The organism is Allomuricauda sp. ARW1Y1, assembly GCF_013407935.1.
Lineage (GTDB): Bacteria > Bacteroidota > Bacteroidia > Flavobacteriales > Flavobacteriaceae > Flagellimonas.
Map to the genome: position 1 here is coordinate 701,823 of NZ_JACBZU010000001.1, position 14,206 is coordinate 716,028.

Below are 14,206 nucleotides of genomic sequence, written 5' to 3' on the forward strand. Positions count from 1 at the left end.
ATGCTTTTGATTACCTTATATGCAATTCTTCCATTTCCTGCAATTGACACCAATTGCTAATGTTTTCATGTATTATTTTTTGCCATGCCTTTACGTTTTTTTCAACTCCAATGTAGATAACGCTGCATTCCTCATTGCTCAGATGCTTTGAATCCTGAGAGCTATGGTCATAATATTGCCCCGATTGGTTTCTGTTTTCTGCTCCCGGATATACTAGAGCTACTTTCTTTGCACCATAGTATTTCATGTATACAAACATTTGCCTCAAATCTTCCGGGGAAGGATTATAACCGTTCAAGTTTTTCCATTTAGTATCAAGCACTACACAATCTTCTGTGCCTTTGTTGACAACAATGTCGGGCTTCATTTTGCTTCGATAGCCTGATAATGGCTTCCAAAAATTCTTAGTGTTTTGAGCAGCAATACTCGTGGTACTTCCTTTATGCCTTCTTAAACTCACATATACAAATTGCTCCCAAAGCACATTCATATCAAACATAAGTGCCAATACATTATTGGTTCCTCGATTTACATCTGGGTGATAGTTGAGCAGAATGAGTTTAGCTATTTCTAGTGCATTTCTGTAAGGTTCTGTTTTGCGGTCAAGGGCAATTTTATCAAATAAGGCTTCTGTTATTTTTATGTCGTATAGCTCCGGAAAATCCAATAATAGGGCTCCCAGTCTGCTATTCAATTGTACATTGGTATTGATATAACTCAATAGCTTCAGGGCTTTATAAAGAATTGCATGTATGTCATGCTCTTTGTCGTAAGTGGTGTGCCTTACATAAAATCGTTCCTGGTGCACCAAATTCTGACTTATGTGCTTGGCAAACTGAATACTGCCTTTTAAAGCAGTTCTATTTCCTTCTGTTTTCCGGTATTTTTTTACCAAACCTCTATGCAGCAGATATTCAACTTCTTTGATAAAAAGCTCAAAATAAAGGTCGAGAATAGAATTTGAACGCAATCTTAAATTACTGTTGCTAGGGGCATGAATATCAAATATCCCAACCGCATACAGCATGTTAATCAACACGTTTCTCCACCTGTCGGTATCATTGGATTTATCAGCTTTTGGCAAGACTTCTATAACCGTTTTGCCAACTTGAATCACACCAACGTATTCATTGAAGCGAACGCCATGATGAATCAAAGAGTAATATGGAACCCCGTTTTCTCCATAGAACAATTGCAAAGCTTCTAACTGACCATTTGTGAGCCTTTGCTCACCTCGGTCTTTACGAAGGCTTTCGTGTTCAAATACGGTGATATGTTTATTCTCCTTACTCAATTACTTGTTTTTGCGTTGTAAGTCATTCAAAGCCTCAATAAACAGCTCTTCACTCATGTCTTCGATGTTTTTGAGGTGATAAACTTTTCTTTCTACCAAGGGGCTGCTATCATAATCTTCAAATGGAGCGAAGAAGTCTTCATCTACCTGATTGTCTTTGATGTCAAAGAACTTAGAACCAATTACCAACCCAATTTTACCATAATCACCAAAGAAGTATTCTTGTAGCAGAGGTACGATCTTGTTTTGGAAAGCTGATTTCAAGCCTTTTAACCCTTCAACTGATAGAAAGTAACTATGACCAATCATGTGGTCTTTGTCCAATAGCTTCTCAATTCGCTTATTTATCGTTTCCAATAGGGCCGAAAGCTCAATACTATTTACAACTCCATTTTCCACTTTACCCTCTGTGTTAATGAGTTCCGGTTTTGGAGGCATTTCAGTAAAGCTGAACCTTCTCCTAAGAGCTGTATCCAAAGCTTCTACACTTCGGTCTGCGGTATTCATGGTTCCAATAATGTGAACATTCGGAGGTACTCCAAACCAATCTTTGCTGTATGGCAATTGTACTTGAATTGCTTCCGGATTACCCAATCGCTTATCTTCCTCTATGAGGGTGATTAGCTCACCGAATATCTGTGATACATTTCCTCTGTTTATTTCGTCAATAATAAGTACAAACGGTTCTCCAGTTTTTCCTTTGTAGTCTTCCTTTTTCAAAGATTTTACTACTTGTACTTTATCGTCCCAAGAGTATTTTCTTGGAGTATCTCTTGAAGTCGGTTGGTTATTTGAATCTCTTATGGCTTTTAAAACAGCCCAATATGCCGATGAATTACTACCTCCAATTATTGCTCTAAATTCATCATTAATATTATTTACATCATCTAAATCCTCTATTCCTGATTGAAGCTTGGTTAAACGAGATTTAGATACGGTGTAATTTCTTGAACCTCCAACATGTTTGATAGCGATATTACCTTGCTGAGAAACACCATCAACAACTACTTTACCACCATTTTTGGTAGCTAACTCAATTGTTTCTTCTGAGGCTAATTTTTCTTCAATCTCCTGAACAAAGTTGTCGAAGGCTAATGAAAAGTCGAGTACGTTTTCAGTAGCTACCGATTCTTCCTCTTTGGCTAATGAAAAGGAGGCTTCAATACATAGCTTTCTAAAAATCCCTTCTTCCACACGATAAATCACCGGATCACCTTCTTTTTCAGGCTCAATGGGCTTAATCCCCTCTACAAAGTCTTCATAAGTCATGCTCTGATGAAAAGTGGTAAAAATGATTCTACCTTCATCTACCCTTTGCTCAAAACGAGCTTTGATATCCGAACGACTTAATCCGGTTAAATCTTCACCACAAAGCTCTAGAGCTTTATTAATAGTGTTGTATGTTTTCCCGGTTCCTGGAGGACCGAAAAGAATCTGATTGAGTTCATTAGCCATTTTTTGATCTTTTTTATATTCCTTTAGGAGATTGTCTATTTGGTAGATAACATCCGGTTGTGAGAGCTTATACACAGTAGTTCTTAAACCCTCAGAATTTTTAAGTGAAGGGGAAATTAATTTCCATTGTACCGGTTTGTAATGAGAAAATGTCTGCAATGAATCATAGCCATAATCTCCAATTACTACACCAATTCCTAATATCTCAGAGCCGTCTTGTGCAAGAATGATATCACCTTCTTGAATATCGTTGTAAAAGTTAAAAATCTCACCTGCTTTTCGGCTTCCAACTTTCTTGTCATTTGAATAATATCCTTGATTATCCAGTAATTGAATTACATCCTTCTTGTTTTGAACTTCTTGTTCGCTTAAATCACCAATTTCTGACCAACCAATTGAAATGTACTGATTGGCTTGCATGATATCCCAAAAATTGGTTTGTCCATCGCTTGTGCCAACTCGCCAATAGGTTCTTCCCAAACCTTTTTGTTGATCCAAAGTGGAGTAAAGGATATCCTGAGCATAAATTTTATGATTGTTGTCTTCGTAGCAATCATCAGTAAGCAATTCCTTTTTTAAGTCTAATAGTTCAGAATCTTCTAAAATATAGTTCTCGATAAATTCATCAAGAAGCGACAAATAATGAACAAGTTTCTTACCCTTCTTTTCAGGATTTATGCCAATAAGCTTACAATACTTTTGGTAGAACGAATCCTTGTAAAAAGCATATTTTGATGAATTATGAAAAGCTAAGTAAGTAGCCATTGTTCGTTCATCCTGGTGATGCGAGTAAGTGTTTGTAGGATCTATGTCACGATAAATCTTTAGTGTTTGTTCATCGAAGTATGAAACACGCTCGGATAGCTCTATCGTTTCATCAAATAAATGCTTAAATGCCTCCCGGAACTCTTCAGGCCGTTCTTTTACAATATGATGAATCACCGATATTCCTACTGGATAAATTAGGTTCCCGAAATTGATACTGGTGAGTTCTTGTGTGAAATCCGAAGCATTTGTGTTTGGTCTTCCTTTAAAAGTTTTAACCAATCGCCATTTATAAAGCTCGTCTTTTAATTGCGACTTTCGTGCATGCTCTTTATATCGCTCAATCAATTCAAGTACAGGATCAGCCTTATCTGATTTATCTATGATTTTAAAATCAAATTGCTTTAGCCATTTATTGGTTGCTTCGCCACCACCATAATGCCAAATAAACTCACCATTCATTTCTTGGTGGGCATATCGCATAATTTCTTTTGGAGGATAGTTCTCTCCATTTATAACCACATCCCATCGGGTAGAAGGTTTTAATTCAGGCTGTTCTTCCTGAATTTTAGCAACACCTTGTAGTATGTGATTCTTTGTAATATTTTTTGGTTCAAATGCCATTTATCAGGTTGAGTTGGTATGAAGTATTTCTCATTAAACAGTTTCTAACATACTTCGAAGAGAATCATAATTTGCAACCTGCTTGAACTGAACGTCCATGCCGCTTATTTCTTTAAAGTGTTCTGTAGCGCAATGGATTTTTAGTTTCTCTATTTCTCGTAAGTCCATAACCGAATCAGATCCTTTTGTCTCTGCTACAAAGTATATATGGCGCACTTTGTCCTTATCAAATACGATTGCCCAATCAGGACTGTAGTTGGCTACTGGTGTAGAAACATAGAAGCTTTTTGGAAGCTTAGCATAGACCACAACTTCGGTGCTGTTTTCTAATGCTGTAGCAAAGTCTGATTCAATCTTAGAGTCGGAAGTAAGGAAGTCGTAAATGTGCTTCTTGAGCAATTCAGACTTACGTAAGGCGAACTTATCGTTGGTAAACACGGTCTTGGCATCATGCCGTTCTTCGGTCTTGTGATAGACAATGTTGTTGATAATGAGGCTTGCTTTTACTTCATTAATCAGCTTGCTGCATTTGCCTATAAACTCTTCTGGATTTTTACGGATTAGCAAGAACTTCTCTTGCTTGATTTTCTTGAGTATCTCTACAATGGTTCTACGAGTGAGGTTGGTTTGTACTTCTATTTCACCTACAACATCATAAACCGTATTGGAATACAAATCATTCTTGAGCTTCATGTATTGGCGTTTGGACTCCCGTACCAAACTACCTTCCTTCATTTGCTCTGCATTTCCATCTTCTAATTCACCTGTCTTTACTTCATATACACGGTCCCCAATGTTGAGCTGTGCATCTATTTTGACTTTAGAATCCTGAATAAGCTGCTCCGTATCGAACTGTACTTCGTAAATGGTCTTTAGGTTAATCTTATCCCAAAGGGCTTGAAACTCTTTCTTAGCGAAGTTCTTGTTGGTATTGAGAATGACCGTTTGGCGTTCATCTTCTGGTTTAAACTCAGTACCTGTATATATTGTCTGCAACAGCTTGCATACCGATTCTTTAAAAGGTTCAAGCTTTTCTGGTAAGGGAACTTTACCTTGCTCAATCAGTTCTTTCCCTTTAGGAGTGATCTTGTAATCTTCATCAATGACTTCACCAACAATGAGTTTGAACTGAAGCTTCTTGGCATCATCTTCTGTAAGGCGTAATTCTTCGCCTTGCTCGTTGGTAACAAGTTTGCTTACAAAGTAATCTACTTCTGCTTTTTGTGGTCTGTCTTTAAGTGTTTCGGCTATCTCTTTCTGTAATCCCTTTGCAAAGGCTTCATAGCTCTCAGAAGCAATGACAGTAAGCTTATTCAATTCGTGTACCTGGTCGCCAACCAGCTCAAAATCCTGACGGACTCCACGCTTATCAACACACAAACGCATACCACGACCTACTTCCTGTCTGCGTCTGGTTAAACTGCCACTTTCAGCATGTTTTAAGGCACATATTTGGAAGACATTCGGGTTGTCCCAACCTTCTTTCAAAGCTGAGTGTGAAAAGATAAAACGTGTAGGTTCTTCAAAGCTCAGTAGCCTTTCCTTGTCTTTCATAATCAAGTCATAGGCTGAAACATCATCTGATTCTTCTGAACCACGTTTGGTAGTTGGGTCTATGGTTTTACCTTTTTTATCTATTGAGAAGTAGCCATTGTGTACCTGACTGGCATCATCCCTTTTAAGGTATTCTCCAAAGTTGGTAGGCATATAGCCTTTATGCACTTTGCTTGGGTCTGTATCCTTCAGAAAATCGTTGTATTCCTGCTGAAAAAGGTCTAAGAACTCGTTCTTGACCTTATCGTATTCTTCTTCAAATATCTGGGCGTATTCACCCAATTGTTGGTCTCCTAATTCATCATAGACACGGTATTTCTCTACTGTATCAATGAAAAATAGAGATAGGACTTTAATACCCTGACCAAAGAGCTGCTTTTCCTTTTGCAAGTGAGATAGGATACATTCCCGAATCTGTACTCTACGAAAGGCGTGTTCGTCTTTATCATTGAGAATGTCACCTGGATAGACATCCTGTCTACCAACTACTATTTTATTGAGGTAGCCATTTATTTCAGTTATCGTCTGATTCTTATAGGCAGGCATATTGCCTGACTGCTCATAGAGATTATAACCTTCGGCTACTTTAACTCGCTTTTTACTGATTGAACCTGAAGCGGTGCGTTTTTCATGCTCAATAACTGCATAAGGTGGCTTGGTGGTGCTGAGACTAATATTCTCCAAATAGAGGTAGCCATTGGTGCCTGTTGAGCCTTTTAGGTTGATACCCTTTACCTGTATCTTCTTGACCAAACGCTTGTTATAGGCATCTAAGGCATCTAAACGATAGACTTTATTGTATTCCACTTTATGCGTAGCTGAATAGCGTAGCGTGAATAGTGGATTAAAGTCTTGCATGCTCTCCAAGGTTCTTGCACCATCTACGGATTGTGGTTCATCTATGATTAAAATTGGGTTGGTTTGGGCAATTATCTCAATTGGTTTACGAGTACCAAATTGGTCTAACTCCTGATAGATACGTCTGGCATCTTTACCACGAGCATTGAATGCCTGGGTATTGATAATCATAACACTGATACGACTATCAGAAGCGAAATTCTCAATATCCTGTGGGCGACCTGAATTGTAAATGAATGGATTGATCTTATGCCCGTAGAGTTCTTGAAAGTGGTCTTGTGTTACCTGAAAGGATTTGTACACTCCTTCACGAATGGCAATGCTGGGTACAATTACAATGAATTTGCTCCAACCATACTTTTTATGCAGCTCATACATGGTACGGATATAGGTATAGGTTTTACCTGTACCTGTTTCCATTTCTATGGTTAGGTTGTAGCCCAACTTTACACCACGAGGGCGTTCTATCTGTTGACTTTCATGCAGGTCGTTTTTCTTTTGAACTTCCTGAATGTTCTTTAGCATCTGCGTTTCCATGAGCTGGATAGCAGAGTTACGGTAGCCTATTTCTTCTTCTAAGCCAAAATCTAAGCTTTGCTCTCCTGAAGCTGCTTGTTTGGCTTTGCGTATTAGTTCTTTGCTGCGTTCTAAAGTGAAGCGATTGGTTTTGAGGGGTTGCCCTTCAAAACAATCTACCACAGCCTGAACCGCATTGACCTGAAAGTCTTGTTCTTTAAACTGTAGCTTCATCCTATATTACTTTCATTTCAGTTTCTGGACTTAGCTGCTTCAGTAGCTGCTTTACATTGGTTTTGGCAGTATCGTTTTTGAAGCCACTGTCTTTGAACACAATGCGTAGCGGTTCATCTTTGGCAATGGCTTTAGCAAAGTCTTCATCAATGCCACTATCAAAACATGCATAGAGCGAGTTCTCAGCTACTTTAAAGACCTTCTTTCCTGATACTTCTACCTGCTCAATTTTAAGCGATAGGGGTAAGCCCCAATCCAACATTACTTGTGCCAATAAATCATCTGCGGTGCGGTCTGACTTTACATTGTCTGCAAAGAGGTCTAAGTTCCCTTGGTCATAGTCCTGCGGCTTGTAATAGACGTCCTGCATGTTGCTGCTGTCTAAGCGATAGACACGGAAACCATAATCTATATCTGCATTGGTTTCTTCTTTGATTTTTTTGGCTGCTCTGCGTATACGCTCTTTGCCTAAAGTGCATATCTCTTTGAACCCTGCATTATATGCTTCACTTCCTTCAAGTATTTCAGGAATCTGCACCATAATAAACTTTCGTTTTTCACCATCTTCACTATTTAGATTCAGTATGGAATGAGCTGTTGTAGCTGACCCTGAGAAAAAGTCTAAGATTATATCACCTGATTCTGAGTTGCAGATTTTGGCTAAATAGGATATAAGCCCTGTAGGTTTCGCAAATTCAAAAGGTATATCAATCGCCTTTAATTCTTTGGCACTGTGTCTGTTTTCGTATTTAGTAATTAGGTCATTCGGTAACTGTCCCGCATCTTGTCTGTCCTTTAACCAAATCTTTGTGTTCACGTTCCATTTAGACGGATTTCCATCGCTATCTACCAAAACACCCTTATTGGTTTCGGCAAACTCAACGTTTCCCTTTTCTTTCTCTTCTAAATACTTTGGATAAGTCCATCTCCAAACACCATCTTTTTGTGTCTGAGGCGCAATTTTGGAACCATCTTTCTTTTCAGAAGGGAAAATATTACCTGGCGGAATTACAAGGGTTCCATCGGGTGCTTCCACAAAATATCTTTGATTAACGCATCCACGCATTGGATCAAGAGAAGATTGATATAATCCCATGGCTCTATATTTTTCACCCTTCCTATCGCCATCTTTTTGAGTTTTTGTGTAGACCTTTTTTATCAATTCAGGATCCATCTCGTCCCTAAAGCCACTTGCATCATCATAATTTCTTGCAACTGCTATGACATATTCTATGTTTGGTGAAAAGAATTTCCCTTTGTTGCCACCTGACTTTGCAAGTCTCCCTACAACGCTAATTCTATTTACTTCACCAAATACATTATCAACGAGCTGAACCAAATTAGAAACTTCATCTTGCCCAATTGAAATGAATAAGACACCATCTTTTCGCAGAAGATTTCTCGCCAATTTTAACCTTGGAAACATCATTGTTAGCCAATCGGAATGATAGCGTCCCGCTGTATCAGGATTAGCTACTAAACGCTGGTTATACTCGTCCACTTGACCACTGTCTATCAATTCTTTATCTGATTCGATTTTAAAATTGTCTTTGTAAACGAAATCTCTACCCGTATTATATGGCGGGTCTATATAAATCATCTTAATCTTACCCAAATAGCTTTCTTGCAATAGCTTGAGCACTTCTAAGTTGTCGCCTTCTATGTAGAGGTTTTCAGTATTGTCAAAATCTACAGAATCTTCTCGAACAGGGCGTAGGGTTTTGGTAGTGGGTAGATTGGCGGTTACTATAGCTTCTCGCTTCCCTGGCCACTCCAAACGGTAACGTTCTTTATTGCCTTCTACCACGGCATGGCTTAGCTCTTGCTTGAGCAGGTCAAAGTCTATGGCTTTGCCTTCTGCGCTTTCCGTAACGCAGTTGGGGAAGAGGGCTGCCAACTTTTCAAAGTTTTCGTTCACTAAATCGGGAGAGGATAGGTCTAACTTATCTTTTGATACCATGTATTTGTACTTGTTTTAGTCAATGTTGGCACTTTGTATGTTTGTAGGGGGGTTACAATAGAAATCGACTGTTAAAATATAAAATTCTGGAAGTAATTAAGGAAAGTTAAGACGGAAACTTAATTATTGTTAAGGCTACAACTTAAATTTTTTTAAAATTTTTTGTGGGAGCCCTTTTGCAAACCTCCCCCTCACAAGACCCCCACTAATTTCAAGGAAGGGGATACCCCCCTGCCTGTTCATTTCAGCACATTTTTTTCAGGCGACAGTTTATACAAACAAGGTGATAGCTGTTTAAAGACTGTTGTCTTTAATGTGTTGGAACACTTCAAATGTTTAACTCTAAAATCTAATACTATGGTACGAATCATCGATTACAAACAGTACACCAATGAGGATGGTGAATCCTTTTTTGCATTGGAACTTCAAGGAGGCATTGAGATGGTTAAATCCCAAAAGACGGAAAGGTTCTATGCAACCGCAAGGAAAGTGACTATTCCCTCAACCTTTAATGAAGAAACCTGCAAGAGCCTTATCGGTACAGAAATGCCGGGTAGGATTGTAAAAGTGGAAACTGAACCTTATGAGTACACGCTTAAGGAAACAGGAGAGGTCATTGAACTTTCCCACAGGTATGAATACCAGCCTGAGATAGTGCAAGAGGCAAAGGTTGAGAAGTCCTCTTCAACTCTGGATGACTTTGTCAAATTTGAGAATCCCGTGGAACAATTCTCCACAAATGGGGTGATGTAAATAATAACAGGTCCAATTCTGCTGTAGGTCATTGACTTGCAAGCAGACTTGGACATTAATATGTAAACAATGAAAAATTTTATAAGGGAGATAGTGGTGTCCTATTCATCTGGGGATTCCAACAAGATAAAGATAACCTCTAGCCAAAAGGCATTCGAGAGCTTTCTTTCTTCTTGGAACTTTAATACAATTGAACTACAGGAGGAATTCAAGGTAATGGTTCTGAACCGTAACAACGAAGTATTGGGCATATGCCCATTGTCGAGGGGAGGGGTTTCCGGAACAATTGTAGATGCCAAATTGGTTTTTTCGATCGCGTTAAAATGCAACGCATCTTCCATAATTGTGGCCCATAACCACCCCAGTGGGAATTTAAAGCCAAGTGATGCGGATATCAAGTTGACCAAGAAGCTGAAACAAGCGGCAGCTTATTTGGATATTCAATTTTTGGATCACGTTATAGTAACAAAAAACGGATATACAAGCTTCTCTGATAAAGGTTTGATGTAAACCCGAAAACGCATGGCTGAATGAGTGCCCCTCATTTAGTAGCTTCTCAGGTTCTTGAGAAATTTGAACCCATATATTAATAGCGTTTTTTTAATTTACCTGTACCTTTAGGAACGAAATTAACCCATGTCCAAAAATCTGGAGGTCTATCAACTATGTTTAGCAGAGGTCTATCCTTTCAATGAAATTGAACTGGACTTTTTCAAAGATAAACTGGACTTCAAATATGTATCCGCTAATAGGTACATTAACTGGAGTTATGATTTGATAAAGGAATATGAGCCCCTGTGGGATTGGGACGTACTTGATAGTAATAGCTCCGTATTTGATAAGGTCACATTGGGGCTCCTATTTCCAGAAAGAGTAGCCTTACCACAATGCACTTGTTTTAGAATGGAAGATTTTTGCGAATATGCTGAATGTTTGGTCAATATAAAAAGGCTTTCCTTCAACTCTAGCCTGTATCAACAGTATGGAGATATCTATATCAAATTGGATATGTTGTGCGGTACAAGATTGATAGATCAAGAAATGTTGGTGGAAGTCTTGGTAAATAATCAAGCGTCCACTATTGAACAACTAATCGCAGCAACGTTCAAAAAATGCTAAAATTTAAAAAGTTCCTCAATTTTGACATCAAGAGCAATGGCTACCTTGTTGATTGTGGAAAGTGTGCAGTTCACTTTACCTGCTTCCAGTCTGGACATATTGGATTTCTCAAAATTACATTTAGCCGCTAAGTCCTGTTGGGAAAGGTTCTTTTGAACCCGTATTTCTCGAATTCTTTCACCAACTTTATACTGTAGCATTTTGGCCTGCATAGGGTTATCATATGATACAACCCAAAAATGCCCTATGTTTGTGCCTAGTTGGTTATCACAAATGATAACAGGTTAGTATAAAATGAGTGATTCTGTAAAGGGCTAGGTAAAATGAATGGTATCTTGAAAATTGTAAATAACCAAAAGCATAAAACCAATGAAAACATTTTTATTAACTCTCGTAGTACTTATGGTAAATACTGGTTTGGCTTCACAAGAAACTGAAGACAAATATCCTCTTAATGAGTTCTTCGATTTATATTTTGAAGGAAGGGGTCTTAATGTAATCCTGAAGTTTAATGATCCTGAGTCTGAATCCACAGTATATACTATCGATGGAATAAAAGAACTAAGTGGAATTGATACCAAATTACATGTTGTCCATGAAAGTTATCGTTTATTTGAAAAAGTGTCAATTCAAACCCGTTTTGCCATCGAAGAATTATGGTCTATAAAGGAAAGGTACGATTTGATTAATGAATGGGCCACACCTTCTTATCCGGCTAATATATTCTGGGACAAAAAAAGAAAGACTTTTGTTCTAACCGTATCAACAATTGTCTTCTCTAAATCAAAAACTGTTTCTGTAGCAAGAATAGATGACATGTACCTTGGATTTATTGCTGCATTGAAGGATTTGAATGATTCACAAACAATTAAATTCCAGCAATTATGAGAAGAATTGTCTTTGTATTATTAGTTATTTTAAATTGCGGTAGTTTAAATGCCCAAAGCAAAAGGGAAACGGAGTTATGGATATCTGAAAAGTATAACTATTATAAGTACAACAATAGACTTCACAAGAATAATTTTCTGCGTTTTGATTCTGAAAAAATTATTTTAATTAAATCATATGGTTCTTATTCTGGAATTTCATACCAGAATGTAGAGAGTATTAAAATAAGTCCATTTAAAGTTGACGACCGTGAAGGATTTACAATAAGTTTTTATTGTAACTCGGGAAATAAATGTATCGAAGAAGGGGAATATAAGAATCAGCATTTAATACCAGAGGAAAGGAAGCTCAACAATTATTTTTCGATTTATCTGGATAAAAAGTTTGAAGAGGATGATATGCCAAAAAGGATGGAGAAGGCACTTCTTCATTTAATAAAATTAAATGGAGGGGAAGCCATAATAAAAAAAGAGGCATTTTAATTTTTAATAGTTAAGCTTGTAAGAACTGCAACCTTTGCAACCTTTGCAAAATTTCCTTTGAGTTTCAAGTAATAATTATGGTACTAGTTTGGGTACTTGCTTGTGAAAGAATAAAATGAAAACAACTGAAAATTTTTGGCTCAAATTATATCCTACAGTGCTAATTTTCAAGTAATAATGTAATAAATGAAACCATAGGATAGATAATCCAAACTTTCTGTTAATCAGAGGGTCCTTGGTTCGAGCCCAAGAGGGGGAGCAGACACAGCAAGGCTTCAGAGAAAATCTTACTCTGGAGCCTTTTTTATTGGAAGACAGACAGGATATTTGGGAATCGTTTTTAAAGTCTAGCCCAAAAAAAATCTTCACCTCATAGGCGCATTCGTTTTTAAACTTGGCTCTGATCAATTTGTAATATCTTTATATTCCAGAATAGCAATTGATTGAAAAATGGAAGTGCAATTTCGTACCAAGAATGAATCCAATCAGGAGCAAGAAAGGAATTTCTTGGAGCTCACCCCCGTTGAGCGGATTTACCGTTTCTTAGATCTGATGCAGCGCATCAACCGATTTCCGACAAAGGCCAAAGACGATGGGAATAACTTCACCATTCAAATTACTACAGGTAAATGAGACAATGGAAAGAGGATATCGACCTTTTTTTGGAAATGACCCACAAACATGGGGTTCGGATGCTCATGGTAGGTGGTGGTGCCGTCAATTTTCACGGGCATCAAAGACATTCTGCCGACGTTGATTTCTGGATAGATTCCAAGGAAGAAAATTTTAAAAGGTTGATAAAAGTGTTCAATGAGATGGGATATGAGATTGAAGATTTCCCCAAGGAAGTGAAGGATGGACGCCAAAACATTTCCATTAAATTCTCACCAGCCGACCTCAACCTAGAACTTATCACCAATTTTTCCGTAATCAAAAGCTTCGACCAAGCTTATAAAGATGCTGAAGAGGCTTCGTTGGAAGACCAACCCCATCTTAAGTGGAAAGTGTTAAGTCTTGATGATTTGATTACAAGTAAGATAAAATCAGGAAGGCCCAAGGATTTGGCCGATGTCCAACAACTGAAGCGAATCAACAATAAAAGTAACTAGTAAAGCCCTGCTCTTCTTTTGAATCAAAGGTGGATTTATCTGCCTAATCTCTTTGCTCAATTCCTCATTTCATTTCTTCGCATGGGCATGGCATCTATGATGCTAAATAGCTCTTCTCGGGAAACGATATCATTTTTTCGAAGTTTGATTCCGCCGTCCAGGCCAATAAGGATGATCTCAAACGCTTCGTTTGCATTTAGCATGGGTTTGATTCCTTTTTCAGGAAGTTTTCCGGTGTAATTCTCCATGTTGTTGGTATAATCCGTAAAAGAGAATTCATCTTGCCGAATGGCATACAGCACCAGTTTTCGTTCCCTTAGTTCTTTATTCGAGTCCTTGAATTCCAATAGCTGGTCTGCGAATCTTTCGGAATGGTCAACAGCGGTTTTTATGATAAGGGTTCTATGTTTCCATTTATGATTGTCCAAGTTTTGGGCGGACATAGGTTTAGTAGCAAAAAGACTCATCAAAATGAGGATTTTTAATATCAGTGGATTTTTCATCGAATTCAATTTTTGGTATGTAGGGGCATTACTTCTATCGTGGATAACAACTATTCGGGATACCCCTTAAAAGTTAGTCATATTTTTTGAGG

Annotated in this window: 13 protein-coding genes; 7 read left to right on the forward strand and 6 right to left on the reverse strand. The window is 38.0% G+C overall.

The annotated features are described in order from the left end of the window. Nucleotides 1-10 precede the first annotated feature (10 nt). From GGE08_RS03190 to GGE08_RS03205, 4 genes are read right to left on the reverse strand one after another with little or no spacing between them, the layout of a single operon-like run. Nucleotides 11-1,294 carry an McrC family protein gene (locus GGE08_RS03190; protein ID WP_179383445.1) on the reverse strand — a complete coding sequence of 428 codons (1,284 nt, stop codon included), beginning with the start codon at nt 1,292-1,294 and terminating at the stop codon, nt 11-13. Continuing rightward, nucleotides 1,295-4,138 (reverse strand): AAA family ATPase, encoded by a 2,844-nt coding sequence (locus tag GGE08_RS16030; protein ID WP_218847490.1) that lies wholly within the window; start codon nt 4,136-4,138, stop codon nt 1,295-1,297. A 33-nt stretch (nt 4,139-4,171) separates the two neighbouring features. Continuing rightward, nucleotides 4,172-7,300: a type III restriction-modification system endonuclease gene (locus GGE08_RS03200; RefSeq protein ID WP_179383446.1), complete on the reverse strand. Its 3,129-nt coding sequence runs from the start codon at nt 7,298-7,300 to the stop codon at nt 4,172-4,174. A 1-nt stretch (nt 7,301) separates the two neighbouring features. Next, nucleotides 7,302-9,260: a site-specific DNA-methyltransferase gene (locus GGE08_RS03205; protein ID WP_179383447.1), complete on the reverse strand. Its 1,959-nt coding sequence runs from the start codon at nt 9,258-9,260 to the stop codon at nt 7,302-7,304. Nucleotides 9,261-9,617: 357 nt separating this feature from the next. Between GGE08_RS03205 and GGE08_RS03210 the strand changes: the two genes are divergently transcribed. The 3 genes from GGE08_RS03210 to GGE08_RS03220 all read left to right on the forward strand — a co-directional run bounded on the left by GGE08_RS03210 (nt 9,618) and on the right by GGE08_RS03220 (nt 11,132). Further along, the gene (locus GGE08_RS03210) at nt 9,618-10,013 is read left to right on the forward strand and encodes a hypothetical protein (RefSeq protein WP_179383448.1); all 396 of its coding nucleotides are present in this window, start codon (nt 9,618-9,620) and stop codon (nt 10,011-10,013) included. 69 nt (nt 10,014-10,082) lie between these two features. Further along, nucleotides 10,083-10,523 carry a RadC family protein gene (locus GGE08_RS03215; protein WP_179383449.1) on the forward strand — a complete coding sequence of 147 codons (441 nt, stop codon included), beginning with the start codon at nt 10,083-10,085 and terminating at the stop codon, nt 10,521-10,523. 126 nt (nt 10,524-10,649) lie between these two features. After that, nucleotides 10,650-11,132, forward strand: coding sequence for a hypothetical protein (locus GGE08_RS03220; protein WP_179383450.1), 483 nt, complete (start codon nt 10,650-10,652; stop codon nt 11,130-11,132). Here GGE08_RS03220 and GGE08_RS03225 read toward each other — a convergent pair. Continuing rightward, on the reverse strand, nt 11,129-11,332 hold the full coding sequence (locus GGE08_RS03225) for a helix-turn-helix domain-containing protein (RefSeq protein WP_257023941.1): 204 nt from the start codon (nt 11,330-11,332) through the stop codon (nt 11,129-11,131). The two genes, GGE08_RS03220 and GGE08_RS03225, sit on opposite strands and share 4 nt — an antisense overlap. A 169-nt stretch (nt 11,333-11,501) precedes the next feature. Here GGE08_RS03225 and GGE08_RS03230 point away from each other — a divergent pair, with 169 nt between their 5' ends. The 4 genes from GGE08_RS03230 to GGE08_RS03245 all read left to right on the forward strand — a co-directional run bounded on the left by GGE08_RS03230 (nt 11,502) and on the right by GGE08_RS03245 (nt 13,611). Further along, nucleotides 11,502-12,020, forward strand: a complete 519-nt coding sequence (locus tag GGE08_RS03230) for a hypothetical protein (RefSeq protein ID WP_179383452.1) — start codon at nt 11,502-11,504, stop codon at nt 12,018-12,020. After that, complete coding sequence (locus GGE08_RS03235) at nt 12,017-12,502, forward strand: hypothetical protein (protein ID WP_179383453.1); 486 nt, start codon at nt 12,017-12,019, stop codon at nt 12,500-12,502. Before GGE08_RS03230 ends, GGE08_RS03235 begins: the two co-directional genes overlap by 4 nt. A 450-nt stretch (nt 12,503-12,952) precedes the next feature. Next, entirely contained in the window at nt 12,953-13,135 is a 183-nt protein-coding gene (locus GGE08_RS03240) for a hypothetical protein (RefSeq protein ID WP_179383454.1), read from the forward strand. Continuing rightward, complete coding sequence (locus tag GGE08_RS03245; protein ID WP_179383455.1) at nt 13,132-13,611, forward strand: nucleotidyl transferase AbiEii/AbiGii toxin family protein; 480 nt, start codon at nt 13,132-13,134, stop codon at nt 13,609-13,611. The genes GGE08_RS03240 and GGE08_RS03245 overlap by 4 nt, the downstream gene beginning before the upstream one ends. A 56-nt stretch (nt 13,612-13,667) precedes the next feature. On the opposite strand, the gene GGE08_RS03250 is transcribed toward GGE08_RS03245, so the two are convergent. After that, nucleotides 13,668-14,114 (reverse strand): DUF4174 domain-containing protein, encoded by a 447-nt coding sequence (locus GGE08_RS03250; RefSeq protein WP_179383456.1) that lies wholly within the window; start codon nt 14,112-14,114, stop codon nt 13,668-13,670. Nucleotides 14,115-14,206: the final 92 nt, after the last annotated feature.

Coding starts and splice junctions, on each gene's coding strand:
- GGE08_RS03235 (WP_179383453.1), top strand. CDS start 12,017: ATGAGAAGAATTGTCTTTGTATTATTAGTTATTTTAAATTGCGGTAGT.
- GGE08_RS16030 (WP_218847490.1), bottom strand. CDS start 4,138: ATGGCATTTGAACCAAAAAATATTACAAAGAATCACATACTACAAGGT.
- GGE08_RS03215 (WP_179383449.1), top strand. CDS start 10,083: ATGAAAAATTTTATAAGGGAGATAGTGGTGTCCTATTCATCTGGGGAT.
- GGE08_RS03230 (WP_179383452.1), top strand. CDS start 11,502: ATGAAAACATTTTTATTAACTCTCGTAGTACTTATGGTAAATACTGGT.
- GGE08_RS03225 (WP_257023941.1), bottom strand. CDS start 11,332: ATGCTACAGTATAAAGTTGGTGAAAGAATTCGAGAAATACGGGTTCAA.
- GGE08_RS03245 (WP_179383455.1), top strand. CDS start 13,132: ATGAGACAATGGAAAGAGGATATCGACCTTTTTTTGGAAATGACCCAC.
- GGE08_RS03250 (WP_179383456.1), bottom strand. CDS start 14,114: ATGAAAAATCCACTGATATTAAAAATCCTCATTTTGATGAGTCTTTTT.
- GGE08_RS03210 (WP_179383448.1), top strand. CDS start 9,618: ATGGTACGAATCATCGATTACAAACAGTACACCAATGAGGATGGTGAA.
- GGE08_RS03240 (WP_179383454.1), top strand. CDS start 12,953: ATGGAAGTGCAATTTCGTACCAAGAATGAATCCAATCAGGAGCAAGAA.
- GGE08_RS03220 (WP_179383450.1), top strand. CDS start 10,650: ATGTCCAAAAATCTGGAGGTCTATCAACTATGTTTAGCAGAGGTCTAT.
- GGE08_RS03200 (WP_179383446.1), bottom strand. CDS start 7,300: ATGAAGCTACAGTTTAAAGAACAAGACTTTCAGGTCAATGCGGTTCAG.
- GGE08_RS03205 (WP_179383447.1), bottom strand. CDS start 9,260: ATGGTATCAAAAGATAAGTTAGACCTATCCTCTCCCGATTTAGTGAAC.